The following is a 23,862-nucleotide window of genomic DNA, read 5'->3' as shown; positions in this document are numbered from 1 at the left end:
TCTTTTGTGCGCGTGCCCTCTTGTCCTTATGAACTCCCTTCAGCCGGATTAAGAGCGATCTGAGCGGCGGATGACGATGCCGGAATCAGCTTAGCCTCCGTGGGATTCTCACCAGCTAGCTCCCGCGTCTTAATCTCCATTTCCGCAATGCGCTCTTCAATGCGCTGGAACTCTTTCAGCAAGGTGTCAGAGGTGGTGAAATGAAGCATGGCTTGAACGCGCTGATTCGCTTTAGCCATCTCAGCGCGGGCCACCAATTCATTTTTCTTGTCTTTCAGATCAAGATATTTTTTCTCCAGTTGGCTCACTCGGTGCCGTAAGGCGTCAGTCTGCGTGGTGGATTTATGCGCATATCCTTCGTATTCTTTCACTTTTTCCCGATAGTATTCTTCTTCCGCCAAGGCTCTGTTCGCCAGCTCTTCTTCTCCCGCTTCCTTGGCGATTCGGGCCTGTTCTGCACGCTTTTCAGCCAGCTTGCCCGCATCACTCGCTTGCCGGCGGTATTGCTCAGTCAGCAACTGTTGTTTGGCAAGCATCGCTTTGGCCGAGGAAATCTCCTTCTCAATGTTGCGCAGATGCCGTTTAAGCATTGCTTCTGGCTTTTCCGCATCATTGATGATTTCATGGTAGGTCGCCACCAAGTAATCCCAAATTCGTTGCCAAGACATAAGCCATTCCCCCTCATGATGATGTGATTTTATGCTATTGTTTATTTTGTTTGTCCATAAACGCACGCCAATCGGCATCAAAAGAAGTTTCGTTTGTCGGCGTTCTTGGCGCGGTCACCTTCTCCAAGGAGATGGGTAAACCCCCGTTGAAAACCTTCCATCCCAGATAAAAGAGCACTCCGCCAATCAATAAACCGACCACCGAGGGGAACCATCTGAATAACAATAGCGCCGCCACCCCCATCACTAGTACGGCTACTACCTTCTGCCCTTCAGTGGTTGCCCGTTTCCACCGTTTCAATCCGTATACCGTGAGAGCACCCGTCAACAACAAGATGAGTAAGCCGCCAACGTCATCGAGGCAGATGGCGATCCCGATGAGTAACAACAACCCTCCAAACAATTTTTTCATCTGTTTCCCTCCCTTGCACCTGCTCGACTCCATCATACCGAAGCGTCCTTGTGCACAACACGACCCTGAGTGCCATTTTGGACTACGACTTGAGTCGGAGGGACGCTTGCGACCATAGCGCGATTCCCTCTCAAACCGGCATTCCGCTTTATGCTCTTAATATGTATCTCTCCAATCCACCAGCATCACCGTCGCATTGCCAGCTGACCAACTCTCAAACCTTCTATGCACCATCTGCTTTGCCAAAACAAACCGGCTCTTTTTTATCACCAAAAGAAACTGATATGATGGACATGCATTTCATATCACCGATTAGGTAACCGTTTGCTCAAAACTACATTGTGTTTATTTAGGAGGACGCTCATTTTCATATGAACAACGCGCTACATCATGCGGCAGAACAATTCATCCAGACTTGCTACCAGGAACTGGGCAAACCGGCAACCGAAACACAAGCGAGACTGAAGGAAGTGAAACGGCACATTGACCGGTTCGGCTATTATGAGCACACAGAAGAAGAATTGGCGCATGGCGCCAAAATGGCCTGGCGCAATGCCAACCGATGCATCGGTCGCCTGTTCTGGAATCGCCTAAACGTGATCGATGCCCGTCATCTCCAAAAAGAGGCGGATGTGTTTCAAGCCTTGCTCAATCACATTGAAATAGGCACCAACGGCGGAGAAATCATACCCACCATCACCATCTTCCAACCAGAAATAGATCAAGACGCCCCTGTGCGTATCTGGAATCATCAACTCATCCGCTATGCGGGATATGACACCCCCTCCGGCATCGTCGGTGACCCTTCATCCCTGGCCTTCACTCGCGCTTGCCAATCCTTGGGATGGCGCGGAGCGGGCACGCATTTCGACCCGTTGCCACTCGTCGTCCAACTGAACGGGCAAACGCCGCGATGGCTGCCGATACCGCGGGAACTCATCTTAGAAGTGCCGATCCTTCATCCGCACCATGACTTGTTTGGCGAGTTGGAGGTCAAATGGTACGCCGTGCCAATCATCGCGGACATGCGTTTGGAAATCGGAGGGATCAACTACCCGGCAGCTCCGTTTAATGGTTGGTACATGGGCACAGAGATTGGAGCGCGAAATCTGGCAGATGAAGCGCGCTACAACTTGCTTCCGCGCATCGCGGCCAACCTTGGTTTGGACACGCGTTCCCACGCCTCCTTATGGAAAGACCGGGCCTTGGTTGAGTTGAATATCGCCGTGTTGCACTCCTTCAAACGCCACGGAGTGACCATCGTGGATCACCACACAGCCGCCCAACAGTTTAAAGCCTTTGAAAAAAACGAAGAAAAAGCTGGACGGGACTTGACCGGAGACTGGACTTGGCTGATCCCGCCCCTATCTCCCGCAACCACCCACATCTTCCACCGAACCTACGAAAATGCGATTGTGTCACCCAATTTTTTCTATCAACAGCCGCCTTATCTCTAATAAGGCGGTTAAATCTTGTTGTAAGGAGTCCTGGAACCAACACACAGGGCAGGTGCATGATCAAATAGTAAAATTTTAAATTTATATTCTAAATCAAACAAAAACATCTTCGTTCACAGCCCGTCATCAGTAAATGATCAGTTTTTAAAAAAACATAAAATCAATAAATTATAGATATAACTTTCTATCTATCTAGACATCTATCATTCATAATAAAAATAATGAATGTACATATAATTAAATTTTATATATAACTGATTCGACTAAATTTATTGAATATTTTATCGGTCGGTGATATATTGTACTTGTGAATCCAAACATCATGAAAAGAAGGGTGGATGCCAAACCATGGCCGTAACAACGGGTATTCCGACAAGAGAAGAAATGGAAAGCATCGCTAAGGAAGAAATGGAGAAGTTGTTTGAAACTGTTCCGATGATCAAAGAGTTTCACGCCGGACAAGCTATTGATCGGGAATATTACAAGCGTCACCTGATGGAAACGATCATTCGCATCGGACTGAACAATGAAGTCGACTCCTACTGCTTGTACAAAATCGGCTACAGCGACAACAAACTAGCGCAACTCCTCTCCACTTACCTCGCGGAAGAATTCGGCCATGACAACCTGTTCCTATCCGACCTGGAGAAATTCGGCGTGACCAGGGAAGAAGTGAAAAACACTCCCCCGCTCTTTTCTACCCAATTGCTGATCGGCTACATGTACTATTCCATCGACAAAGACGGCCCCATGCCCACCATGGTGTGGAACTGGTTCGTCGAATGGTATTCCGACCAGTACAACATGAACATCGCCAAAAAAGCCGCTGACGAATACGGTACAGAATATGTGAAGGGCTCCATGGCCCACCTGGGCGTGGATGAGCACGAAGATCACGTCGGGCTCATGTATCAAACAGTCGAGCGGGTGATGAAAACCCCAGAAGACGGTGAAAAAGCAAAAGATTATCTGCGCAAATTCATCCACCTCATCAGCATGTACTTCCAAGAGCTGCATGACACAACGATTGGCCAAAACGCTTAAAGCAAACCCAAGGGAGAAAATGTTCTTCATTTTCTCCCTTCTATATAATCCCCACATATTGAAAGGATGAGAAAGGCAATGAACGTGGTAATATTAGAGCCTGTTTCTTCGGGATGGAAGCTGATCCCCAAAGCGAAAGAGTTGAACCACACCGTGATTGTTCTGACCTATGACCAAGGGGAACGGATCATTCCCGCCGAGTTTCTGCGACTGGCCGACCGGATTGAGCGCGTTGACACAAACGACGACCAGGCAGTGATAGACCTAGCATGGAAACTGGATAAAGAACTGGGTATCGATGCGGTTATTCCCGGATTTGAGTATTATGTCCCCCTGAGTAACCGGATTAACCACTTGTTGGGCAATGCAGGATTAAATCCTGAAGTGGTCGATCACCTGCGATACAAGGATTTGATGCGAACTGCCCTTGCCGATGCTGGAGTGCGTGTCCCTCGCTACCGCTTGGTGACTGACGCGGAGGAACTGGAAACGGCGGCGGCGTATGTCGGTTTTCCCCTGGTCGCCAAACCGGTCGACTGCTCGGGAAGCTTCAACGTGCGAAAAGCAGACAACCACTCGGAATTGGAAGAAGCTTACCGGCGCATCGCAGAAATGGGGGTTAACGATTTGGAACAGACGGCGCGCGGGGACGTGCTGCTTGAAGAATATTTGCAAGGGCCGGAATACAGTGTGGAAGGCTTGGTAGATGGGGAAACAATTCACTATTTCAGCATCACCGAAAAACTGCTGGGTCCGGAGCCTTACTTTGTGGAAGTGGGCCATATCGTCAGCGCTCCCTTGGACGCAGAAGCCGAAAAGAACATCCATCATTACGTAAGCCAAGTCATCAAAGCACTTTGCATCAACATGGGTCCATTCCACGCTGAAATCCGCCTGACGTCAACAGGGCCCGTCTTGATCGAAATCGGGGTTCGCTTGGCTGGAGATTACATCTGCGATTTGATTTATCATGCCAAAGGGATCGACCTGTACAAGCTGATGATAGACAGTTACTTGGGCAACCCTTTGTCACTGCCGGAGCAAACCGCCCAGCGGGTGGCGGGAGTCCGCTTCTTCGTTCGCGAAAATCTCAAACGCTACGACACGGTGGAAGGGTTGGAGCAACTTCGCGCCCTTGACGGCCTCATTGACTGCAACCTCACTATCCCGACAGGTCAGGAGATTCCAGAAGCGAACAGTTTCATGGGCAGAATCGGATATTTTGCCGTGGTTGGCGACGACTATGATCGCCTGAAAGAAACCTTGTTGCAAGGCGACCGCCAAATCAAGTTTAAGCAGCTCACCAAAAAATAGGAGGAAACGATGAAAGCGGAAAACATCGTGGTGATCAACCGTTGGGATGACGACTTCGCCGCATATGATCGCTTGTTAGACCACCAGCAACACCGCGTCTTCTACATTGTGAATAAAGCCGGTGGCGAGGGCATCCGCCATATTAGACAACATACAAAAACCTTTGTGGTGGACAATCTCGAAGATGTAACCCAATTGATGGGTCCCATGCAGGCGATTAGCGATGAACACGGGCAAATCGACCGGCTCTTAGCCCTATCGGAGTTTGATTTGATCCAAGCGGCCGAGTTGCGTTCACGCTTTCGTATCCCCGGTGTGGACAGGGAGCAAGTCAAACTGTTTCGCGACAAGGTGAGCATGAAGGAGCGGCTGCTCGCCAAAGGTTTGTCCGTTCCCCGCTTTCTTGACTTGCGTGACAGTGAAGAGGCCATCCGTTTCGCTGCGGAAGTGGGTTACCCGCTAATCCTCAAACCCCGGACGGGCGCCGCGAGCCAAGGGGTGTATAAGGTCGACACGGAAGCAGACCTCCGCCGCCTCCTTCAGGCGACCGACATCACCGATTACGAGTGCGAGGAGTATGTGGACGGCCCCATCTATCATGTGGACGGTGTGATTCATCAACAACAGTTGCTATTCGTCCGACCCTCCCGCTATATCCACACCTGCCTGGATTTCAACCATGGCCAGCCGCTTGGGTCAGTCATGCTGCCTCCAGGCGAACAGAACGACACCATCACGCTGTTTACCAAACAAGTACTCCAAGCCTTGGGTCTTGAACGCGGCATTTTCCATTTGGAGATCATCATGCGGAACGACTCCGAGCCGGTCTTTCTGGAGATTGGAGCCAGAATCGGCGGAGGGGAGATTCCCTTTTTGTTCAAAGACCTCTACGGGCTGGACTTGGTCAAAGAATGGGTGGATCTTGAGCTGGATCAGTTTAAGGGCCTGCATATCAAAAACTCGTCTTGGTACGGAGGCTTCCTCATGGTGCCGGAGCCGGCCGAAACCCCTTGCGAAGTGGTAGAGCGAACAGATCTGATCCAAACCATCGGTACCTTGTACAAACAGATTCTTCCCGAACCCGGCCAGATCTTGGATGGGAACGGCGGATATCTAAAGATCGGTGGCCGCTTCCGATACAAGTCCCTAGATCCCATGCAAATTGAGCGGGATATTGCCATGACCATCGAGAAATACAAATTGATTACCCGTTTATGCGACTAGAAAATGAGAAGGTGGTTCATGCATGTCTCGTCTAAAAGTGTTTAAAAACAGACATTTCAACTTCTTCTTTTTAGCCACGCTTGTCGGGCTACTCGGCGAAGGGATGTTTACCTTGGCCACACTCGTCATCATGACCAAAACAACTGGCTCAGTCATTGCGATCGGCTATATGCTCATCCTGCAATTAACGCCGTCCCTGTTTCTCTCCCCCTTCGCTGGCGTATTAATCGACCGGATCAACAACGCCAACATCGCCATTTGGTGCAACCTACTCCGCTTCCTGTGCATTGGCGCCTTGCCATTGCTCACCTATCTGGGCGCTTTCAGCATGCCCCTGTTTTATCTATCTGTCTTCTTAAATTATATCGCTTGGTACATTCTAGCTCCGACCACAGAAAGCATGTTGAAAAAAATACTGAAAGAAGACGAATACGTTTACGGCGTGTCGCTCACCGAATCGGCTTGGCAAGTGGGGCTGCTGTCAGCGGCTCTGTTCGCAGGACTGTTTATGAAAATGTGGGGCGTCGATGTGACGCTGATCATCACCGCGGCCACTTACCTGCTTGGCGTCGCTCTCTTCATGCCGTTGAAAGGAGTCTACGCCGACCGCCCACAAGCGGTTTCGCTTTCCTTGACGGCCTATTTCAACGACATGAAGGAAGGATGGGAATATCTCGTCAACCACAAAAAAATGTTTTACTTCAGCTTGGCTTCAGCCATCTCCCTCCCTTACTTGATGACCATGAATGTACTGATCTCTCCGTTCAACTACAATCTGATCAACGGCAATGAACTGACGCTGGGAGTCATCGATTCCGCAGCGGGGATTGGTAGCTTGATTTCCGCTGCCATCTGCATCATCTTGGCCAATAGCAAGCGCTTGCCTGGTTTGTTGCTGGGGTCAATTCTGTTCACCGCATTGTCCACCTACCTGTTTGCCGCGTCACCAAATACATTGTGGGCTTTTTTCTATTACCTGCTACTGGGCATGTTTGTGGGGAATACGAAAGTCTTGTCCAAATCGCTCGTGTTTACTTATGTCCATCCTGATTATGTCGGACGCACCATGACAGCCATTTCCATGCTCAGCCTTTTGTTGGCGATCGTCAGTTGTTGGGTGGTGAGTTACATTGGGGAAATCGACTTGAAATTGGCTTACTACGCATTGGCTGGCACATTGGTGTTTCCGCTCATCTGCACGTGGTTGGGCAAAAGACGAGTTGAATCGGACAGCCTCGTTCACACACAACAAAGAAAGGCGGTATCCAATGATTGAGCCGAGAGGCAACCCGCTTGCTTCTGCGCGGCATTCCACAGGCCTCTGTTAATCACAACCAAGAAGACGTCGTAATGGCAAAGGAACGGTAATAAGCGTATCAAACCTCGATAAGGCCGTCTTTTGGCGGCCTTCAGAGCCTGTGCTCCTTCTCCAGCCGCTTCCGCCCACCGGCAGACTAGGCCGATTTCCATTCGCCATGTGCCAGATGGCCAGCGCCTTTCCCTCCAAACAGCGTTCCTTCAAGCCCTGAAAAAGACAAGACATGGAGCCCACTTGCATTCCCCTTTCCGGCTCGCGCGTTCAACCTTCATCGTGAGATAACGTCTAGAGCGTGTCTAGCCATTCAAATTGACGGATTGCGGCCCATTCATCAGACACGCACTCTAGAGGGCAGAGGATGTGAATCGATTGATTTACTCTTGTAAAAAGCATCTGTTACAAGCGGTAAAACAGTATCTGGTCCCCCATGTTAATCAAATGAACAAGAAGACTCGCCCCTGTTTCATGTGCAAATCCAGGGCCGATTACACTGTTTATATCTTTTCCATCCACAAGAAGCACACAAAACGCGGACAGGCGGAAACACTTTTCGACCATGGGGCAAAACAGCTAAAAAAAGACGTTTCATCCATGCGCCGAGAGTGAAAAAAATGAGGGGGAATTCACCTCCCACAACCAAATGCAAAAGGGGGACCAGCCATGTCCAAAAAAATACTGATTGTCGCCGGTGACGCCGTCGAAGCGTTGGAAGTTTACTATCCGTACTACCGGTGTTTAGAACAAGGCTATGAAACAGATATTGCCGCACCAACCAAGAAAACCATTCACACGGTGGTGCACGACTTTGAAGCTTGGGAAACCTACACCGAGAAAAAGGGGTATGGTTTGGCGGCCACCCTCTCCTTCGCAGAGGTTGATCCCAACCAATATGACGGACTGATCATCCCAGGCGGGCGAGCTCCCGAATACATCCGCCTCCATCCCGATTACGGTCGCATTTTGCGCCCGTTTTTCGAAAACAACAAACCGATCATGGTTGTTTGCCATGGGGGCATCTCCCTCGCTCCAGTTAAAGACCTGATCCAAGGTCGATCCATGACCGCTTATACCGCCTGCAAGCCCGATATCGAAGCGTTAGGCGCTACCTATGTAGAAAACCATGTACACGTGGACGGCAATCTCATCTCCGGCCATGCTTGGAACAACTTGCCGGATTTGATGCGCGAATTCATCCAACAGGTAGAAAAGAGCTGAACACACTACCAGATCAGCGCCATGTCCGACACCTGAGTAGCATCAACAACAAGGGAACCAACCGGTTCCCTTTTCTTATACATCCTCTCATTCATTGTTGAATCCTCCCCCATTTCGCCCTCATATCTTGTAAAAAAACCTTGCTCCAAAATGGAAATAATTTAAAAAATAAAGCAATACAAAGCAACATATAGCATTTATAATAGTAAAAAACATTCCTTGTTCATTAAATTAAATGAAATAACTTCCACAAAACCACATAATTGCCGAAATACTTTCGTAACAAAATTTGATTATTTTCATTTTGTAGAATATTAATCCAATAACGAAAGGATGAGCTGATGTTTAAGCATCCATTTGCTGTGGTCACCGCTTTGGCCCTGAGCACCATGATGGTCGTATCGCCCGCCATTCCCCAAGCCCACGCAGTCGCCAAAGACCAAATGCCGCAAGAAATCATCGTTAAGTTCAAACCTGGCACGTCTTCAACCAAAGCCGCTTCCATCCATGCGACTGCCAAAGGCAAAGTGGCCTCCAAACATGCCAAATTGGGTTACCAAGTGATCAAACTGAACAAAGGGCAAAGTGTCCAAGAAGCCATCAAAGCCTATAAAAAGAACCCCAACGTCGAATATGTTGAACCCAACGGCGAAGTGCATGCCACCTTCATCCCAAACGACCCCAAATATCCTCAACAATACGCTCCGCAAAAAGTGGGGGCGGAAGCTGCTTGGGATGTAACGAAGGGTTCCAACCAAGTGAAAGTGGCCATCGTGGACACCGGCGTGGATTACAATCATCCTGATCTGGCCGGCAAAGTGGAAAAAGGGAAAGACTTCATTGACAATGACAACGATCCCATGGACGAAAACAGCCACGGCACCCATTGCGCCGGGATCACCGCTGCCAAAACCAACAATGGCGAAGGGATTGCCGGTATGGCTCCTGAAGTAACCATCTTGGCAGAGCGCGTCTTGGATGCCAACGGTTCCGGCACGTGGGATTCAGTCGCCAATGGCATCACCCACGCCGCTGACGCCGGTGCGCAAGTCATCAGCTTGAGTTTGGGTGGACCGCAAAGCTCCCAAACTCTAGAAGATGCGGTTAAGTACGCTGCCAGCAAAGGCGCCGTGATTGTGGCTGCGGCTGGCAATGAATCAACCAGCGCTCCCAGCTACCCCGGCCGGTATGATGAAGCAATCGCTGTTGCCGCCACAGACCAAAACGACAAAAAAGCTTCTTTCTCCAACTACGGTGACTGGGTTGACGTAGCAGCTCCAGGAGTGAATATTCTCTCCACCGTACCTGGTGGTGGTTATGAGGCGATGTCCGGCACCTCCATGGCTACCCCGTTGGTCGCCGGTGAAGCCGCATTGCTCGCATCCCAAGGCAAAAGCGCCAGTGAAATTCGCCAAGCCATCGAAGGAACCGCGGACAAAATCCCCGGTACCGGCACTGATTGGGCTCACGGACGCATCAACGCCGCTAACGCTGTAAAACAATAAGCACGGATAGTGGAAACAGACATTTTCTAGTTAGAGTACGGTATCTCCTTCCCAACCAAACCACACTTGAATGATAACGCAAACAACTCCTCCAAACACGTGATCCAAGCAAAACAGCGGGTTCCCTACGACCCGCTGTTTCGCATTTGCTTAGTCCAAACATTAGCAACTTATGCTATGATATCTTTTATACCTTTGATGAAGGAGGAACAAGTGCATGATCGTTTGGAGAGGATGGGGTATTTTAATCCTTCCTATTGTGGCATTGTGTGTGGCTCCGTTGCAATTCCTTACCGTCGAATGGTTGAAGTTTCCTGAACAATCCTTGCCGGCAAACCTCGCCCTCATTGTGGGCTTTTTCCTATCCGCCATCATTATTTGGTTTTTGGGAAAACGATTGAACAGCAAAACGGCTGAACGGGTGTTTGTGGACAAGGAGTCAGGACAAGAATTCAAATTGGGTCCCCAACATTTGTTTTTCTACATCCGCATGGAATACTGGGCCTTCATTCTTCCCGTCATCGCGGTAATCATCTTTATCGCCAGACTGGTGGGCTAAAGTAACTTCTAAGCCGGAACGGATGGTTCCGGCATTCTCCGCATCCCCTCCAATCTCCGGCAACCTTTCTCATTACCATGCCCCCTTCATTTGCTTGTACTGCCATTTACTCCGTCCCATTGTCCACCTGTTTGGACGGATTGAGGCGGGTTCCCCATTTGACCAGCGCAAATACCGCCACGGCAATCCCCAAAACGATGAACAAGTATTTCAAATATTTTTCGACCAACAAAAAAACTTCCTCCCACTGTTCACCAAAAACATATCCGATAGCAAAAAACGCCATCACCCACATCAGAGCTCCCGGATATGCATACAAAGCAAACGTGCGGTACGGAATGCGGATGATTCCCACAAAATAACCGATAAACTGGCGAATACCAGGCACAAAGTAACTGATGAGCAACAATTTATTCCCGTATTTACGATAAGATTGCCGCGTTTTCTCCAAGCTTTCCGGCTTTATAAACAGCCATTTCCCATAGCGCTCAACCAATGGCGCCCCCAGCTTATAACCAAGTGCATAAGTGGCGGTCATCCCCAATACTGCCCCGGCATAGGCGGCTCCGATAGCCGGCAACCATGACAGTACCCCTTTGAAAGACAAAAAACCGGTGTAAGTCAGTGTCGTATTGCCCGGAGGAATCGGCAAAGCAATCGCATCCAGAGGCAACCCGATCAACATAACCCAGTAACCATAGTCTGCAAACAATTGTTCAATCAATTCCATAAACTTCATTTCAAGTAGCGCTCCTTAGATGACTGACTGGCATCGTTTATTGTTTTCATTTATTTCGGAGTAAAGGTTCCGCACATAGATCATAACCGACAATCTTCTCCCGGGTTCGCTGAAATATGGGCAAACCTTTTTATCGCTTTTGGTGAGGTGGACTCCAACCAGGCCTATTTCGTCCAACTGGCATCACTGCAAAAGTCCTGCTCCCTCCTCATCGAATACATATAACAAATAAATTCATACTAAAAAACGCAAATATTACATAAAAAATCAAAAAAAACCTATTCTAGGGTGTGTCTGGCAACTCAAGTTGGTGGAAAAGAAGCGGCGGAAAAGCCTTTTCTCGAGGAGCGCCGATGCGCAAGTGAACCGAATGAGAAAATGGTTTTGGAGCCGCTGGCCTATTCATCAGACACGCCCTAGTAACCGAACTGATCCAGTTGTCCTGTAATTTTAAAACCGTCATGATTTATCCTGCCAAACCATAATACCCAAAAGTGGAGAATTAAACATCTTTCCTTTTTATGAATTTTTCCCACGATATTATGTTCTTCGAGCAAATTAACAGTTTTCAAGCAATGCGGTTATTTCCCATTCAGTTTATCATCGATTTCATCCATTTCAACTTCCACTTAAACAATTAAGTCAAAAGAAATGAATTGCAACAAAGTGACAACGCATGCTCTAACAAATAGCCGCGACATATCATAGGCAACTTATGAAACAAGCGAAGTGGGCCAGAAAACCTACAAGCAAGCGAGCCCATGACAAAAGGTTCTTACTCTTATACCGTGAAAAGAGTAAGAACCTTTTGTCAAATCAGGAGGAGGAACCACATTCAGCTTAGGGCATGTCTGGCGAATCAAGCTAGTGGATCGAAGCGGCGAACAACCCTTTTCCCCGACAAGCATCTCGTCACATATGAAGCGAATGGGAAACCGTTTTGGGAGCCGCACTCCTATTTTCATCAGACACGCACTAGAAAACCACTTTTTCCTTAGTCAGCACGTAGGGAAGTGATCATATCATTGAAGCCCCAGCTGCCCAAGTCGGGACTGCCTTGGCAGAATCTGAGCGAACGTCCGCCCCAATAAGCATGCTCAAACACTCTTACACATCCACCGGAAACCTTGAGAGAAGAGGCCATATCATTAAACCAGCCAACCCCTCTGTAACCCGCACTGTCAACGCACGCACTCCAAGTGCGACCACCATAATTGATATGCTCGTACAAAGTGACATTGACACAAGCATTCGTATTGACATCATCGGTAGCCTCCGCAGCGCTCACGGAACTGAACCCAAGGGAAAACACCGTAACCACAGCCATACAAACAGCCAACCATTTTCCGAAGATTTTCATGATTGATTCCTCCTATCACACTTATTTTAATGGTCAAAAGAGGAAAACAAACCAAGTAAACCCTCCTCCTTATTCCAAATTTTATAAAATACAGAACATTTTTTTCAATGTGTTCTAAAACACATTGCTTAGCTGATCATCGTAATATTTCATCTCTCAAAAATATTTCATTGCATTTATGAAATAATTAAACGGATCCTCGCTTATCTAATCATCCACTTCACATATACCAGTGCAAACAGCAATTTCTCCACAGCGTACCGTTTATTTAGCATGCAAGAGAAAGAGCCAACGATTAATCTTCCCTTTCTATGTAATTTCACTTAGCCTATAAAAACACCCAATCCTTCACCCTTAAAAATCGGTCAAGCGTGACCACGCCTAATTACTAAAAACCCGGTCCTCTTTCGGATTCATCTCGCCTCATTTCATTAAACAACACTCGAACAAATTTACCGACCTTGTAACCTTGTTTTTTCTTCATTGAGCTTTTTATTCATTTGTTTCATCTTCTTTTGAAAAAGATTATAAATATAGTTACCTCTTCTACGGTCGACACTAGCTGTGACTTCTGTTAATGGACAAATTGGTGGAACTGATTCGGTTTCAACCACGATGACTGGTAGCTCATAAAACACATTATCCGGTTCATCTAAATAAAGCTTCCACTTTCCCTTCAACTTTCTACGATATACCTCCCCAACATATCGTGCCAATGAGTCCAACATCGTCTTCTCACTATCTTTTAATATATCTCCTACAGTAGCATAGTTTTCCAATATCCAGCTTTCGAGTCGCAATAATGAGTCAGGACTGTAATTAAGTTGTAGCTCCTTCGGCAGCTTTTCAATTAATTCATCTAATCTATCCTCCATTTCCATTAGCCAGTATTGAAATAAGTCTTTATTTGCTTCATGATCACTTTTCATCTGCCATGCTGCTTCCTTTCTCAATTTCGACTACAGATTTAGCAAGTGGGCAAACCAGAGAGAACTCATTTTCAATCCCTCTCATTCCCTCTTAACCAGTCACTCATACTGCTAGAGAACGTGCCTTCTGTTGCCTTCATTGCTCCCAAGATCCTACGTATTTAATAGTTTTTTTCAATAAAATGCCCCCACCACTTATTGCTCCTTCCATTAATAGAGCGTGCCTGATGAATAAACCAGCGACCGCAAAATAGCGTCCCCACTGACCAAGCGGGCCCTCATTGAAGAAAATCCGCCAGTTTTATTCGCCAGACACGCCCCAGATTTCAGCCTATGATACGACCCTTTTCATCTATTGGAATTACCTCTCCGTCAATATCTCTAGCATTATCCAATCGATAACCGTTAATGTGACAAAACTCATTTGCATCATCTATAATCGGTTCAACTCCAAGCGCAGCTTCTATTTCATAAAGTGCTTTTTCCAGCCTCGGTGCATTCCATTCATAGATCTCTTGTTGAGGCTCCCCTGCCAACGTATATGGCAACCACGCCGTACTATACGTTATGACATCAACTATTAATGCTCCAATAAACATGGCTTTTATACTTACTACATTCTCAAATCCCTGTTTTACACCGTCCTTATTTATAAGTTTTCCTTCACCAACAAATTGAAGAGAACAAGGATATACGTATCCGGTCGCGCCTTGTTCTTTCTTCAACCAATCCAAAAAATACGTTGCTAACTCATTCTCATTGTGACTAGGATAATCTATTGAAATGTCTGCCTTTTGAACTCGTCGCCACTTTACTTGTTCTCCTACATTCTCATTGAATATCCAATTTTTAGACAAAAGGATTTTTGAAGGAGATAATAATTCATACCGTTTCAAGATTGAAATACATTTCTCACACATATTTATAAGTGATCTCACCCGTTCGGGTCCAACAAAATCCGTTATCTCAGTCTCATCCTCAAACCACCAATCCGCTACGGGTAAATCTAAAATAACCATGACTTAGTCACCCCATCCGAGAAATTTAGTTTCATACCTGGAAATCTCCCGGCAGTATCTTCTAGACTTTGAAGTCTATTCTTTGCTTAAAATTCTTCCCACATTCCATCTTTGATAATTTTGTTATTAGCTGGGCATTTACTAGTTGCTTTGTTGCACTAGTAATGTTTGAATTAATTTTTTTATTTGATTGAAGCAATACCTCTGTTCTTTCATTGTGATATGTCAAATTTATGTTTAATTTCTTGTAAGTAAGCTTTAACTTTATCTTTATCATGATGATTTCGGGTTAAATAATTATCACTTGCTTCTTTTAAATATTGATAAAATGTTTCATAGTCTACAATTGCATTTTCCTCTATCTCAACCAATGGAGGATGTATACTAAAATTCACTCCACTATCTCCAAAATACCCTTCCTCCCAAGGTTCATAATCCATAGCAAAGGTACAGCAAACTGGACCTATACCAAACCCCTGTCCTAACCTAAATTCATTCAACGCTTGTAAAAATTTACCATCACCTATTACTTGATAATAAAACCTCATAACGTCCACTTTTTCCTCAAAGTCTTCTATTATCAGAACATCATTTTCCATTTCTTAAGGCCCCCTAATATGTTTAATTAATCACAGGAAAGAAGTTAATAATCTCATCTGTATTTTTGTCTTTAAAACCTATAAACTTTAACTTTTCTCCATTTATCTCTGCGAAACCTTCAACCGTATCACTAGGAGATCTACCTTTACCGAGACTTATCCTTTTACTATCGATTCCCTCTGCCATAGCTTCTTTACCTAATTTTAAAATCTGTTCATCAGATATTATGTTAGGATCGTAAACCGTTTTAGGGTTCTTATATACTTTCCAATTTCCTGTAAAATTTCCCTTGCCGCCATTAGCCATACTTTTGCCATCATAGACTGGTAATTTATACTTGATCTCATAAATACCTTTTACCTTGGGATGCTGTGTTTTATAGACAATTACTTGACTGATATCTGTAACTTGGTCACTAAAATTATCTAAAATGAATTTTTCAAAGTTACTTAGATTATGACCACCTTTTATTCCAATCGATGGCTTTGCTCTAAATCCTTCTACCTCTATTAAATGTTTATCATAACCCTTTTTAAATTTGACTTTAATGTTCGCTATATCTTTAGTAATTTCACTCGTCGTTCCCTTACTCCCACCATTCGAAGCAAACCTCTGCAACCAAGCACCAAACGGTGTATCCCCAACAGTTTTCGGAGCAGAAGTCGTCCCATCCTTAAAAACAGAAACGGCCGTTAACGGAATATCATTGATTTTGGATACAACAGCAGGACCAATGAGTTTTCCTCCGTATTGAGCAATCCCCAAACCAGCAAACCCAATCGCAACGCTTAATAATCCGGCAAATCCTGCTTTCTTCCAGTCCACCTTCCCATCACGCATATAATCGAAGGATGCACTGTCAGCCACTCCGGCCACACCACCTGATCCGACGAACGGAAGCCATTTGCCTAGCCACGGAGGAGCCATTGTTGCGATTCTCCCCCCAATCAACCGAAAGGCAAGCGCACCGGCCCCTAATCCAATCAAACCGGCGATTCCCCCAATTAACGCCTCTTGGGCTATGCTAGAAACATCCTTATCAGCCATCCAAGCACCAAATCCGCTAACCGCCATTCCCATCACGATCGAAGTGCCTACAAGGGGGTTGGTACTTAGTAAAAACAGTCCCAGCCCCAGACACAGCAGCGCTAAAATCAAGGACAACTGCTTTTGCAGCCATTTCAATAGTTGATCAATAAAACCGGTCGATTCTTGCACCGGGGCTTTAGGAATTTCCGCCTTCGGCACCTCAACCTTATTTTCCGGTATCTTCACTTTAGGTATCTCAATTGGATCACTTGGTATCTCTACTTTCGGTATCTCAATGGGGTCATTGCTCGGAATCGTTGGTAATTCAATGCCATCTGCAAGCAATATCTGCTCTGATTTTGTGCCAAACCATGGATGGGTCTGCGCAAATGTTAAATGGGGTATAGATAAATTTATGACAAATAGTAGAAATAGAATAGTAGCTATCTTCCACTTGCCCTTAAACAATAATATTCCTCCTTCATCCTAAACTACCTACATTTCTGAAAGCGATGATTTGGTTCAACAACATGGCAAGAGCCCCTTCACAGGCGATTACATTGATATATTCCCACCTTGGCGACCCTTTACAACATTTTTTATTCTACTTTAATAGTTTCATGAAAAACTCTGTTGGTCGCTCATTCGATCTCCTACAAACCTACAGATAAAAAAGCGGAAATAACATTCATGCCACAATAGCATCTACAAGCATTTATTTGGAGTATATTTCTCATACTTTTTTAAGATAAACAATGAAGTTCCCATCCTACTCGATTACCTCCTTCACTTATTGCAATGAGTCAACAATCATTACACAGATTTATAATCTGCCCAAACTTTTCACCAGACACACCCTAGATTTCAGCCTATGATACGACCCTTCTCATCAATTGGAATTACCTCTCCGTCAATATCTCTAGCATTATCCAATCGATAACCATTAATGTGGCAAAACTCATTTGCATCATCTATAATCGGTTCAACTCCAAGAGCAGCTTCGATTTCATAAAGTGCTTTTTCCAGCCTAGGTGCATTCCATTCATAGATTTCTTGTTGAGGCTCCCCTGCCAACGTATTTGGTAACCAAGCCGTGCTATACGTTATTACATCAACTACTAATGCTTCAGTAAACCGCGCTTCTATACTCACTACATTCTGAAATCCCTGCTTCACACCGTCCTGATTTATAAGCGTTCCTTCACCAACAAATTGAATAGAACAAGGATATACATATCCGGTCGCGCCTTGTTCTTTCTTCAACCAATCCAAAAAATATGTGGCTAGCTCATTTTCATTGAGACTAGGATAGTCTATTGAAATGTCTCCCTCTTGAACTCGTCGCTGCTTTACTTGTTCTCCTACTTTCTCATTGAATATCCAGTTTTCTGACAAAATAATCTTTGAAGGAGATAATAATTCATACCTCTTCAAGATTGAAATCGATTTTTCACACATATCTATAAGTGATCTCATCCGTTCAGGTTCAACAAAAGTCGTTATCTTGGTCCTATCCTCAAACCACCAATCCGCTACGGGTAAATCTAAAATAACCATGACTTAGTCACCCGATCCGAGAAAGTGATATTTAGTTTCATACCTGGATAATCTTGAGCAACAACTTCCTGAATGCCTTGAAGTCTATTCTTCGCTTGAAATTCATCCCACGTTCCATCTTTTACGCGAATATCAATAATTTGTTATTAGCTGGAGCATTTACTAGCTGCTTAGCTGCACTAGTAAATGTGATCTGTATTTAACATAAGAAAAATCATAGGAGGTTTACAATAATATATTCCCACATAGGTGCTTTACGACTTACTGATGCGTACCTTTTCTAAAAACTTAGGTGCAATTTATTTCAAAGAAATAGGTAAGAAAGCACATATTTAATCAAAAAGGGGTACGTTCACAAACAGATTAACTGCCTCAAAGTTGGTTCATCTTAATGGTTACTAATCATCCGTTTATAAAACTCCCTCATATAAAAATAATAAGGGATTCAAATATAAAAAAGCCACGATCATCATTTGGATATGAATATATGCTGTTCAAGAAATCTATATTCTTCGTTTTAGTAAAAATGTAGTTAAACAATGGTACTGGGCCCATTTTCACTTCATCCTGCTTATCTTTATAAAGCAATAATAAAAAAATAAGGAGCCGTTTACTTTAAATGGCCCCTTATATAATCTAACACTAATATTTCTATCCTACTACAACATCATTTTCTAATTTTTCTACATGCTTATTAGGCAGAATATCTCTAACGCCTTCTCAATTACTCGTAACATATCGAAGTTTATCAACCAAAATTTCACCTTCATATTTTAATTAGCACAACTCACAGAACTAATTAATTATCTAAATAAATTCTTCTAGAGTTGGTCCTATCATTCATAGCGGCTTCCTATATATAAAATAGTAGCAACAAAACCCCAATCAATACTCTTTGTAAAATTCTCTTCTGTAATGATCCCATCCATATCCTCAACCCACGATGCAATACCATTGAGGTAATCTTCCAAATTCGTATTTTCCCATTCACTTGAGTTCTGCTTTAGATCTTTAATCAAATAGGAAATAAATTCTATAAAATCCTCTCTACTATCAATCTTTTCTAACATATCTTGAATATCCAAGTTTAACTCCTCCTATTTAATAATATGAGTTGTGCCATCCCCATTTTTTAGTATTACTGATTTGCCATCCACTTTTGTAGTTAATTTCCATGCATCCTTGTATACCTCAGCTTTAGAAACCCACCTAACTGGAATTTTATCAATTTCTGCTAGTCTAGCTGCCCCTAATCTTCTATGATCTAATGTCCATATGTTCCCCTTTCCATCCTTCCAGACCCTTATAGGTTCCAGTTCGAATATTTTAGAAGGATTTTTAGAGAATGTGTTGGCATTATTAAACACTGTATAGTCACCAGTTTTATTACTTATAGTGCTTTGCATAAATCTTATATCTCTAGGATTTAATACGCTACTCTTATTTGATTCTCCCTCTACTACTCCACCATATTTATTTTCAATCTTCTTTATGCCTTCTTTACGTACTTTAGCAAAATCAAATTTAGGACTCGAAGATTTATCTGTTCTCTTACCCGCAAACTTCTGCAACCAAGCACCAAACGGTGTATCTCCAACAGTTTTCGAATTAGGAACCTTTCCTACTCCGGGCGCTTCAAGAACTTCCAAAGTGGGAATGGGAAGTTTATTAATCTTTGCCACAACCGGGCCTGCATGTTTTTCAATCGTAGCCGTAGCTTTATTAATGAGTGGTTGCACAAGTGGATAAGCACCCGAAGCAAAACCGACCAATGTAGCTCCGGCCAAACCTGAGAGAATAGCTCGTTTCCAATTCAGCTCTTTCCCTCTTAACCAATCATCTACGCCACTGGTGATAGCCCCTTCTGTTGCAGCCATGGCACCCATTTTGCTAAAGAGTCCGCTGGCCATGCGTTGGACTAAAGCGGGAGCTTTACCAAGAATCTGCCTCCCACCACTGATAATAGGACCTAGAAAACGTGATCCTGTTATAGCGGCTCCAAGCCCTGGCGCAAACTTCGCCAAACCGGAAAAGAGCGCACTCGCTACTCCACCACCAATGGCTCCAGCCGCTCCACCAATAGCCGCTCCCAACAGCACCGTTTTGTCTACTTTGCCGCCATTAAGTAACGCTCCGAAGCCTAACGATAAGCCCCAGTTCGCCAACAGCATGAGCCCCAACGGCTCCAATCCTGGAATGAGTAAGAGCCCAACTCCAGCAATGATTACCCCAGCTGAAGCAACCACTTCTTTATTTTCCTTCATCCATTGCCATACGCTATCTAAAGCATTGGTAGTGTTATTCCATAAAGACTGGGCGACTTCCCCCAACTCGATGTTTTTTACATTTTCCCAGGTTTCAGATAATCCTTCTTTGAACTTGTTTTTTAATGCTTGATAACCAGATGCAAGATCGTTTATCCATTCTGGCCTTCTAAAAAAATCGTTTTTTCTTTCGTCAAGTGATTGTTCTTTAGAATCTTCATCCACTGAGACAACCATGTTTTGTCCTGTGATCACTTGCATGATCTTATCTTTCAGTGCTCCTTGCACCTCTGCAAAGGCCATCACTTGGTTTAACAATAAAGCCAACGCAACTCCACAGGCGATGACCACCACATATTCCATTGTTGGCGACCCTTTGCGACTCTGCAGTACCCTGGCCATTCTACTTAAGAATTTTTTCAATAAGCGTTCACCTTCCAAATGATGATTTGATACAATCCTATTTTACGTCAATAGGAAATGAGAGGAAATATTTCAAACAAAACGCTTCATATATGCTGGTAGCTTTCCCTGAATATATTTTCTTAAAACAACAAAAACTGCGAGATGTCGCGGCTAGTCTTTGGCAGAGTATAGTAGACTTCTAAATGAATAATCATCGATTTATTGTGTTGCTTTAGATTCCAAAAATATTTTTTCTAATGAAACTTCTTCAAATTGAACACGGTAAATAGAAATTCCTTCCCTTACAGCGATTGAAATGATTTCAGGAAAAACCTGATCTGAATCAATCTTTAAATGAAAACCAGACTCAGTTGATTTTGCAAAGATTCCTCGTTGTTTAAGACTTTGAATAAACGAATCTTTAGCATTCGCTTCTTGTTTAGTAACCAAATATATATGAATAGAAGCTTGATTCTTTTCTCTCAATTCCCTTAAAGTCCCCATTTGAGTAATCGTTCCATTTTGCATGATTGCCACGCGATGACATATCTTCTCAACTTCTTCTAGGTTATGTGATGTCATAAATATGGTTTTACCTTGTTGTGACAAAGCAAATATGAGTTCTCTAATTTCAATCGCAGACTCTGGATCAAGTGTTGAAGTCGGTTCGTCAAGAAAAATGATTTCTGGATCACCAATTAGCGCTTGAGCAATTCCCAATTTTTTCTTCATTCCTAGCGAGTAAGAATGCACCTTTTTTTTCTCATGGCCTTGTAGCCCAACTCGTTCTAATAGTTGATACAAGTCTTGTTTCTTCATTTTTACTCTCTTTAACTCTCCAAAAAGTGTTAAATGATCCAAGGAAGAGTAAGTCGGATAAAAATTAGAACTATCTGGTAGAACGCCGACCTTTTGATAAATAACAGAGGGGTTCTCCAACACATCCTGTCCAAATAAAAAAACCTTTCCCGATGTTGGGCGAACAATACCTGTAATCATATTTATTGTCGTACTTTTACCAGCACCGTTTTTCCCCAGATAACCAAATATTTCGCCTTTTCCCACTTGAAAAGTAACATTGTTCACAACCGTCCTATTTCCGTACATCTTAGTCAAATTTTCAACTTTAATCACTGTTATAAATCCTTTCTCGAGAAAATTATTGTTGCAACGAAAACCAGTAACAAGCTGATCAACAGCGGTAGAAGTCCCCAATAACCTTTTAAGAGAAGATAATGATATGGAGTAAGATAACGTAAAACATCCCAAATCACCCCATTTTTAGCAAGGGATAACACACCGACAACAGGATAGAGAATACTTGCAATAATCCCTATTAATAATGTATATGAAGATCGGTAAATAATTGTGGACAACAATATCGTCCAACTAATCACAAAAGACACAAAGCAAACTAAACTCCCTAGTAGATGAATGTCGATGGTTTTGGAAACAAAAGCAATTGGGATATACGACAGACATAAAATCGTGCTCCAAAAGAAAACGGTACCCAAGTACTTCCCTAAGATAATGGAGGAACGACTAGACTTGGTCACCAAAAAACGAATCGTCTGGGTTTCGATCTCTTTATTCACGATGTCATGAGAAAGGAGACATACAAATAAGAAACCCAACCCGATTACCAGAAATCGTAATCCTGCTGCATAAGGAGATCCCATTTCGATTTGAGACAATCCATCTGAAGAAAGGTCGTTAAGATTTTCCCCAACAACATCAGCAATAAAGTAAGAAAACCCAATAAACACAACTAATATAAAAATGGATTTAAAACCACGAAACAAAGCGAAAAATTCCTTTTTACATATCGCTAACATATATGAAGCCAGCCCCATTCAATTTTTCTTTTTTTCGTTATACTCAATCATTCCGTTAATCTATCCCAAAACACATAAACGATTCAAAACCCTTCTAGGACTTGTTATCATAATATATATCTCTTCACAATGTGACCTTAAACCATTATTTCATTCCTTTTTTCACCTCGATTTCCCCTAAAACGATATACCCAATACCAATAAGTAGTGTAATAACGCTTGCGATTTGCAACTCACTCCCTAATAATTCAAGGAAATAAGGGAAATTCGAACCTACTTCTACTCTTGTGTTTAAAATTGCAGCGGCAATGTAACGAGTGGCAAATAAGATTGAAGAGATCAAACAAAAGATGGCTCCGGTTAAAATCCTGTACACACAAAAAGCCTCCTACCAATGATTAATGAAAGAACTAAACATTTTAACAAACTCAACATTACTAATGCATTAGTTTCATCCCTTTTATAATATATACGAATCGTTACAAAAACTTTTCTAAAATATAAATTTATTTAATAAGACTCTTACTTTGCATGATTTCCACGTTGAATAACCTCTTGGCCAGAAATCACTTATGGACATAAACACATAAACAATGTAAGCTCTTGGTTCAAGCTTGATCAGTAAAGAATTTGGCAATCTGGATCCCATACACACCAATGAGGAGCGGAATCGTTATCTGGCCTAAGCATAAAAAAGGCTTATCCTCTACAAAGGAAAGCCTTCTATTTAGACTACAGACATATTCAAATCCGACTCAAAATTTCGGATCTCTTTATCTTTTTATCGCTACTTGCCAGTGAATAATGTTCGAGCAAAACCTGTTTTAAATGCTCTGCCAAACTTTCTTGATACCCTTCTATTTTTTTAATTTTTCCCATAAATTCATCATCAATATATTTATCACTGACCATTCCAATGGGTTGTGGCATAGACGTTTCATTTTCATGTTGATAGGCCTTCCAAGCTGTATAACATACCGCATCAACTACACAAGACCAAACCAATCTTGCCTGTGGGCCATATGGGTTTTCACCATAGGCCACCCCTTCAATATAAATTAACCCATCTTCATCCTCATTATCTAAAATCTCATAAAGATCTTCTCCACTATACTTCTTCTCTTCGATCCATTCCCAGCATATATCGATCGCTTCTCTTACCAAAGGATACCACTCGTAATCTTCTATTTTATTCAGAGCTTTATCTGTCAAGGTTAATAAATAAGCCACTCTGGCATCAACATGTACATCCTCCAACCCATTCGAACCACTTCATAATCATAACATCCTTATTCCACAACATATTTTTAAAGGAAGAATGTCCATCCAGCAAACACCTGTGGCAGGCTTATACTCCCCCAAAAAATAACTCTCTTTTGCTAAAAACAGATAGCCTAAATATGGTCAAA

The 23,862-nt window shown here is 43.6% G+C and carries 23 protein-coding genes; 8 read left to right on the top strand and 15 right to left on the bottom strand.

Annotated elements, in window-relative coordinates; translation table 11 throughout:
* Positions 1-26 precede the first annotated feature (26 nt).
* Together QQZ12_RS09975 and QQZ12_RS09970 are read right to left on the bottom strand one after the other, a co-directional pair.
* On the bottom strand, positions 27-668 hold the full coding sequence (locus QQZ12_RS09975) for a PspA/IM30 family protein (RefSeq protein ID WP_189318900.1): 642 nt from the start codon (positions 666-668) through the stop codon (positions 27-29).
* A 34-nt stretch (positions 669-702) separates the two neighbouring features.
* A complete protein-coding gene (locus tag QQZ12_RS09970; protein WP_102993384.1) occupies positions 703-1,080 on the bottom strand; it encodes a hypothetical protein in 378 nt (125 codons plus the stop codon).
* A gap of 371 nt (positions 1,081-1,451) precedes the next feature.
* Between QQZ12_RS09970 and QQZ12_RS09965 the strand changes: the two genes are divergently transcribed.
* The 8 genes from QQZ12_RS09965 to QQZ12_RS09930 all read left to right on the top strand — a co-directional run bounded on the left by QQZ12_RS09965 (position 1,452) and on the right by QQZ12_RS09930 (position 10,716).
* Positions 1,452-2,537, top strand: a complete 1,086-nt coding sequence (locus QQZ12_RS09965; RefSeq protein ID WP_284724363.1) for a nitric oxide synthase oxygenase — start codon at positions 1,452-1,454, stop codon at positions 2,535-2,537.
* Positions 2,538-2,885: 348 nt separating this feature from the next.
* Positions 2,886-3,581: an iron-containing redox enzyme family protein gene (locus QQZ12_RS09960; protein ID WP_284724362.1), complete on the top strand. Its 696-nt coding sequence runs from the start codon at positions 2,886-2,888 to the stop codon at positions 3,579-3,581.
* A gap of 78 nt (positions 3,582-3,659) precedes the next feature.
* Positions 3,660-4,895, top strand: coding sequence for an ATP-grasp domain-containing protein (locus QQZ12_RS09955; RefSeq protein WP_284724361.1), 1,236 nt, complete (start codon positions 3,660-3,662; stop codon positions 4,893-4,895).
* A 9-nt stretch (positions 4,896-4,904) separates the two neighbouring features.
* Positions 4,905-6,119 (top strand): ATP-grasp domain-containing protein, encoded by a 1,215-nt coding sequence (locus tag QQZ12_RS09950; protein ID WP_102993387.1) that lies wholly within the window; start codon positions 4,905-4,907, stop codon positions 6,117-6,119.
* 22 nt (positions 6,120-6,141) lie between these two features.
* A complete protein-coding gene (locus QQZ12_RS09945; RefSeq protein ID WP_284724360.1) occupies positions 6,142-7,395 on the top strand; it encodes an MFS transporter in 1,254 nt (417 codons plus the stop codon).
* 702 nt (positions 7,396-8,097) lie between these two features.
* Positions 8,098-8,652 (top strand): DJ-1/PfpI family protein, encoded by a 555-nt coding sequence (locus tag QQZ12_RS09940; protein WP_284724359.1) that lies wholly within the window; start codon positions 8,098-8,100, stop codon positions 8,650-8,652.
* A 341-nt stretch (positions 8,653-8,993) separates the two neighbouring features.
* Positions 8,994-10,157: a S8 family peptidase gene (locus tag QQZ12_RS09935; RefSeq protein ID WP_106342352.1), complete on the top strand. Its 1,164-nt coding sequence runs from the start codon at positions 8,994-8,996 to the stop codon at positions 10,155-10,157.
* A gap of 217 nt (positions 10,158-10,374) precedes the next feature.
* Positions 10,375-10,716, top strand: a complete 342-nt coding sequence (locus QQZ12_RS09930; protein ID WP_284724358.1) for a hypothetical protein — start codon at positions 10,375-10,377, stop codon at positions 10,714-10,716.
* Between the two features lie 106 nt (positions 10,717-10,822).
* Here QQZ12_RS09930 and QQZ12_RS09925 read toward each other — a convergent pair whose 3' ends face one another.
* From QQZ12_RS09925 to QQZ12_RS09865, 13 genes are all read right to left on the bottom strand, one after another.
* Positions 10,823-11,455, bottom strand: coding sequence for a DedA family protein (locus QQZ12_RS09925; protein WP_284724357.1), 633 nt, complete (start codon positions 11,453-11,455; stop codon positions 10,823-10,825).
* Positions 11,456-12,449: 994 nt separating this feature from the next.
* On the bottom strand, positions 12,450-12,815 hold the full coding sequence (locus tag QQZ12_RS09920) for a beta/gamma crystallin-related protein (RefSeq protein ID WP_102993394.1): 366 nt from the start codon (positions 12,813-12,815) through the stop codon (positions 12,450-12,452).
* A 452-nt stretch (positions 12,816-13,267) separates the two neighbouring features.
* The gene (locus QQZ12_RS09915; protein ID WP_284724356.1) at positions 13,268-13,744 is read right to left on the bottom strand and encodes a hypothetical protein; all 477 of its coding nucleotides are present in this window, start codon (positions 13,742-13,744) and stop codon (positions 13,268-13,270) included.
* A 326-nt stretch (positions 13,745-14,070) separates the two neighbouring features.
* Positions 14,071-14,763: a hypothetical protein gene (locus QQZ12_RS09910; protein WP_102993397.1), complete on the bottom strand. Its 693-nt coding sequence runs from the start codon at positions 14,761-14,763 to the stop codon at positions 14,071-14,073.
* 212 nt (positions 14,764-14,975) lie between these two features.
* Positions 14,976-15,362, bottom strand: a complete 387-nt coding sequence (gene cdiI, locus QQZ12_RS09905) for a ribonuclease toxin immunity protein CdiI (RefSeq protein ID WP_102993398.1) — start codon at positions 15,360-15,362, stop codon at positions 14,976-14,978.
* A gap of 22 nt (positions 15,363-15,384) precedes the next feature.
* The gene (locus tag QQZ12_RS09900) at positions 15,385-16,860 is read right to left on the bottom strand and encodes a CdiA family toxin C-terminal domain-containing protein (protein WP_284724355.1); all 1,476 of its coding nucleotides are present in this window, start codon (positions 16,858-16,860) and stop codon (positions 15,385-15,387) included.
* Between the two features lie 396 nt (positions 16,861-17,256).
* Positions 17,257-17,949 (bottom strand): hypothetical protein, encoded by a 693-nt coding sequence (locus QQZ12_RS09895; RefSeq protein ID WP_284724354.1) that lies wholly within the window; start codon positions 17,947-17,949, stop codon positions 17,257-17,259.
* Between the two features lie 836 nt (positions 17,950-18,785).
* Positions 18,786-19,034, bottom strand: a complete 249-nt coding sequence (locus tag QQZ12_RS09890; protein WP_284724353.1) for a DUF7660 family protein — start codon at positions 19,032-19,034, stop codon at positions 18,786-18,788.
* 12 nt (positions 19,035-19,046) lie between these two features.
* The gene (locus tag QQZ12_RS09885; RefSeq protein ID WP_284724352.1) at positions 19,047-20,576 is read right to left on the bottom strand and encodes a ParB/Srx family N-terminal domain-containing protein; all 1,530 of its coding nucleotides are present in this window, start codon (positions 20,574-20,576) and stop codon (positions 19,047-19,049) included.
* Positions 20,577-20,837: 261 nt separating this feature from the next.
* Entirely contained in the window at positions 20,838-21,752 is a 915-nt protein-coding gene (locus QQZ12_RS09880; protein WP_223247985.1) for an ABC transporter ATP-binding protein, read from the bottom strand.
* Between the two features lie 2 nt (positions 21,753-21,754).
* Complete coding sequence (locus QQZ12_RS09875; protein WP_123827484.1) at positions 21,755-22,471, bottom strand: ABC transporter permease; 717 nt, start codon at positions 22,469-22,471, stop codon at positions 21,755-21,757.
* A 127-nt stretch (positions 22,472-22,598) separates the two neighbouring features.
* Entirely contained in the window at positions 22,599-22,829 is a 231-nt protein-coding gene (locus QQZ12_RS09870; RefSeq protein ID WP_102993404.1) for a hypothetical protein, read from the bottom strand.
* Between the two features lie 368 nt (positions 22,830-23,197).
* A complete protein-coding gene (locus QQZ12_RS09865; protein WP_102993405.1) occupies positions 23,198-23,710 on the bottom strand; it encodes an Imm6 family immunity protein in 513 nt (170 codons plus the stop codon).
* Between the last annotated feature and the right edge of the window lie 152 nt (positions 23,711-23,862).

This window comes from Laceyella tengchongensis (assembly GCF_900182735.1).
GTDB lineage: Bacteria > Bacillota > Bacilli > Thermoactinomycetales > Thermoactinomycetaceae > Laceyella > Laceyella tengchongensis.
Note: the sequence above shows the minus strand (reverse complement) of the source record. Positions and strands in the feature narration are given on the sequence as shown.

What these genes read in the sequence shown, in the direction of transcription:
- QQZ12_RS09975 (WP_189318900.1), bottom strand. Translation starts at nt 668, where the DNA reads ATGTCTTGGCAACGAATTTGGGATTACTTGGTGGCGACCTACCATGAA.
- QQZ12_RS09970 (WP_102993384.1), bottom strand. Translation starts at nt 1,080, where the DNA reads ATGAAAAAATTGTTTGGAGGGTTGTTGTTACTCATCGGGATCGCCATC.
- QQZ12_RS09965 (WP_284724363.1), top strand. Translation starts at nt 1,452, where the DNA reads ATGAACAACGCGCTACATCATGCGGCAGAACAATTCATCCAGACTTGC.
- QQZ12_RS09960 (WP_284724362.1), top strand. Translation starts at nt 2,886, where the DNA reads ATGGCCGTAACAACGGGTATTCCGACAAGAGAAGAAATGGAAAGCATC.
- QQZ12_RS09955 (WP_284724361.1), top strand. Translation starts at nt 3,660, where the DNA reads ATGAACGTGGTAATATTAGAGCCTGTTTCTTCGGGATGGAAGCTGATC.
- QQZ12_RS09950 (WP_102993387.1), top strand. Translation starts at nt 4,905, where the DNA reads ATGAAAGCGGAAAACATCGTGGTGATCAACCGTTGGGATGACGACTTC.
- QQZ12_RS09945 (WP_284724360.1), top strand. Translation starts at nt 6,142, where the DNA reads ATGTCTCGTCTAAAAGTGTTTAAAAACAGACATTTCAACTTCTTCTTT.
- QQZ12_RS09940 (WP_284724359.1), top strand. Translation starts at nt 8,098, where the DNA reads ATGTCCAAAAAAATACTGATTGTCGCCGGTGACGCCGTCGAAGCGTTG.
- QQZ12_RS09935 (WP_106342352.1), top strand. Translation starts at nt 8,994, where the DNA reads ATGTTTAAGCATCCATTTGCTGTGGTCACCGCTTTGGCCCTGAGCACC.
- QQZ12_RS09930 (WP_284724358.1), top strand. Translation starts at nt 10,375, where the DNA reads ATGATCGTTTGGAGAGGATGGGGTATTTTAATCCTTCCTATTGTGGCA.
- QQZ12_RS09925 (WP_284724357.1), bottom strand. Translation starts at nt 11,455, where the DNA reads ATGAAGTTTATGGAATTGATTGAACAATTGTTTGCAGACTATGGTTAC.
- QQZ12_RS09920 (WP_102993394.1), bottom strand. Translation starts at nt 12,815, where the DNA reads ATGAAAATCTTCGGAAAATGGTTGGCTGTTTGTATGGCTGTGGTTACG.
- QQZ12_RS09915 (WP_284724356.1), bottom strand. Translation starts at nt 13,744, where the DNA reads ATGAAAAGTGATCATGAAGCAAATAAAGACTTATTTCAATACTGGCTA.
- QQZ12_RS09910 (WP_102993397.1), bottom strand. Translation starts at nt 14,763, where the DNA reads ATGGTTATTTTAGATTTACCCGTAGCGGATTGGTGGTTTGAGGATGAG.
- cdiI (WP_102993398.1), bottom strand. Translation starts at nt 15,362, where the DNA reads ATGGAAAATGATGTTCTGATAATAGAAGACTTTGAGGAAAAAGTGGAC.
- QQZ12_RS09895 (WP_284724354.1), bottom strand. Translation starts at nt 17,949, where the DNA reads ATGGTTATTTTAGATTTACCCGTAGCGGATTGGTGGTTTGAGGATAGG.
- QQZ12_RS09885 (WP_284724352.1), bottom strand. Translation starts at nt 20,576, where the DNA reads ATGGAATATGTGGTGGTCATCGCCTGTGGAGTTGCGTTGGCTTTATTG.
- QQZ12_RS09875 (WP_123827484.1), bottom strand. Translation starts at nt 22,471, where the DNA reads ATGGGGCTGGCTTCATATATGTTAGCGATATGTAAAAAGGAATTTTTC.